Origin of the sequence: Pelotomaculum propionicicum, assembly GCF_004369225.1 — a bacterium.
GTDB lineage: Bacteria > Bacillota > Desulfotomaculia > Desulfotomaculales > Pelotomaculaceae > Pelotomaculum_B > Pelotomaculum_B propionicicum.
In genome coordinates, this window is record NZ_QFFZ01000107.1 from 1 (window position 1) to 2,706 (window position 2,706).

General features: G+C 39.8%; 3 protein-coding genes. All 3 read right to left on the bottom strand.

Annotated features, from left to right (window positions below):
* Window positions 1-75: 75 nt before the first annotated feature.
* A complete protein-coding gene (locus Pmgp_RS18965; protein WP_345789163.1) occupies window positions 76-909 on the bottom strand; it encodes a radical SAM protein in 834 nt (277 codons plus the stop codon).
* Window positions 906-1,058 carry a hypothetical protein gene (locus tag Pmgp_RS19935; RefSeq protein WP_192903034.1) on the bottom strand — a complete coding sequence of 51 codons (153 nt, stop codon included), beginning with the start codon at window positions 1,056-1,058 and terminating at the stop codon, window positions 906-908. Before Pmgp_RS19935 ends, Pmgp_RS18965 begins: the two co-directional genes overlap by 4 nt.
* A gap of 84 nt (window positions 1,059-1,142) precedes the next feature.
* Window positions 1,143-2,546 carry a hypothetical protein gene (locus tag Pmgp_RS18970; protein ID WP_134216209.1) on the bottom strand — a complete coding sequence of 468 codons (1,404 nt, stop codon included), beginning with the start codon at window positions 2,544-2,546 and terminating at the stop codon, window positions 1,143-1,145.
* Window positions 2,547-2,706: the final 160 nt, after the last annotated feature.

Here is a 2,706-nt window from a genome sequence, read left to right on the forward strand (position 1 = left end):
GGTTGATCGCCTCCTATAAGTGACCGCCTTCTTGGTTGCCCAGTTATTACCAGTTGAGTATCTGGGATCAGTTTTTTATTGCCTTTTTTGCTTTCCCAGGACAAAATATTTTCCAGTTTTCTCGAAAATGGTGCTTGACATTTTACCGCTGGGCTTTTTTATATGGCATTCTATTCCTCTTGTGTCGCAAAACTCCATAACTATGTAGCTCAATTTGTTGTAGTATTCCTTATATCCCTTATATGCCGAAACAAGCGGGTTATAATTCAACCTGCCAAAAATGATCTTATCCACAAAACCGACCGCCTGCAATATTTCCATGAAATCCTGTTTGATAATATTAGGTGTTGGGTAAGGTTCGATGCTAACCCATGTTTTACAACCATTTTCATGTAAATATTTTAAACTGGCAATCCTCTTTTCGTATTCTGCTGAATAAGGTTCATATTTTCCCCTAAAAGCTTCGTTCAAGGATATCAAAGTTATACCATATTCATTTTTTGGGGACAGGTTTCTCAAACCTTTCGGCAGTACGCCTTTTGTCAGCGCTGTACATTTTATTCTTTCCGTATTCAACACGGCCATTATCTTCAAACTCAAGTCACATATATCACGATGCTTATACATGAATGGGTCCGTACTAAAACATAAATGAACCGATTCAATTTTATTCCTATATTTTGGTATTTCTCTTTGCAAAAGGACAATTGCATTGGAAACAATTCTAGGAGTGATCCATTCTTCATAATTTTTAACTTTCCCAAACCTTTTCGCCATCATAAAAGCATAACACGGGTATAAACACCCGTGCGAACAACCCTGCACATGATTGATCGTATAGTCGCCATATTCAACTCCTGTCTTATATAATAGTGTTTTTCTGACAACCAACTCACATGTTTCAATCACAGCTTAACCCGCACCTTTATCACATATTTGTCATAGTCAAACGAAGTTGCCTGTTTGCCTGTGCGAGTCACCGGGGGGCTCCTGTCTATTTCAATTAACCCCATCTCGCCCAGTCTCCTTAACTCTCTTATAGCAACTTTTTTGGCCATCGGCAAACCATATTTCTCTATAAGCAGGCATATTAAAGTCTTTAATGTAATTAACTACAAATTTTTTCATCATTGCACTTGTGTTTAAAATTTTGACCCAATTTTTTTACGTATTTTACTTATACGGACTGCGGCTGGTGATACCCCACCAATAGCTGCAAAAATTCGATCTTCAAGTTTACCCAGAGAGGTCTTGTCTAGTTTTCCCAGGAGAGGTTTAAGTATCAGTCCCAGAAGTGAAGTAACTCCAGGGACTGAAACACCAGTTGGGAATAAAGCACAGTCCAACCCTATACCTAAAAAATCTATAGTATTACTTACCCACTGAACTTTCGATTTTCGCCATTTCACTACCTCTTGATTAAATCGTTCAATTTCTTCTATCAGTTTTTCAGGAGACCCCTGGGCATCGGTTATTACATCGGTAATAATACCACGAAGCCTTTCGGCCTCAGAAGAATGGATTACTTCCAGGTAATCCGTCAGTGAAACCTGTTCCGGGCATACTATACTACACCCCTTCAGTATAGCTTCCATTTCATTGATTGAGGGAGTTAATAAATCGGTTTTTGTTCCGGTTTGTAAACGTGCCACCAAATCCAGCACCATATGATTCAAAACATGTGTAGCATCATACACTGCCCCGAATGCCCTTGCCATTGCCATATTCATACTATACACGTGAGCTTCTATGTTGACGGTGTCCAGAATGGCCTTTTGATCGGCGCTCCTGGAACTAATAATACGTGAATAATTAATGAGAGAATTAATAGTTCCTCCTGCTGTAAGGTTCCCCGCGGCAATATGCCCCTTATCTAAAAACCATTGCTCCCCCATTTCTGCAACTGTTAGATGCATGTTAAACGTCTCAGTAAGTACATAGCCCTGAAGTTCTCCAACTGGCCCCAACTTTTTCAAATCCTGTGCAACATTTTGTATTATGTGATGGACTTCTGCTGCTGTCTGAGGATCTTCCCTGAACTTTTTCCAAAAGGGAAATTGTTTTGCCAGTGTAAGGACAGTTAAACCGTCTAACTGCCTGGGCAGAATTACCTTTATGTTCGGGTCCTCCATAAAGGACAACACAGTTTTGACATCATATTGATGTAACGGTGCATGAAAAACCGGTATGATTCTCCCCATTCTAGACAAAGATAATAAGGTGTCTGTGGAGATGGTTTGGACAACCGGTGAGTTTAAAAATGCTTTTCCATCCTGCCGAATAGGTAAATACACTCGGGAATAAAGGGTTAACAAAAGTTTGAGACGTTCCTCAGTAATTTGTAAGTCAGTATATACCGCCCCACCTTTTGGAAGTCGAAACTTGAGGACGTCTCTTTCTTTTCCAGAACCGTTAATAAGATTGCTCAGGATATCAGAAAAATGTTCTTCATCTTCTCTGGCTAAAACTTGCAGTGAGCGATCTTGAAAAAGCGCCGGATCAAAGCGGCTATTTTCTATTAGGTGTACTGGCCTCTTATTGGGCATTTTGGCTGCCGGACTCCTGTTAAAATCATATATATGATTCCACTGCAAAAACCCCGTAGAATACCCAAAATTAGTTCCTGGTGCAGCAGGAGAAACAAGGCTGAATATCGAAGTATACTGTAGAAATCAAGAGATATCTACTGATAAACCAACAAAATGC

Excerpts from the sequence above, each read along its gene's own strand:
- Pmgp_RS19935 (WP_192903034.1), bottom strand. The coding sequence starts at position 1,058 with ATGGCCAAAAAAGTTGCTATAAGAGAGTTAAGGAGACTGGGCGAGATG.
- Pmgp_RS18970 (WP_134216209.1), bottom strand. The coding sequence starts at position 2,546 with ATGCCCAATAAGAGGCCAGTACACCTAATAGAAAATAGCCGCTTTGAT.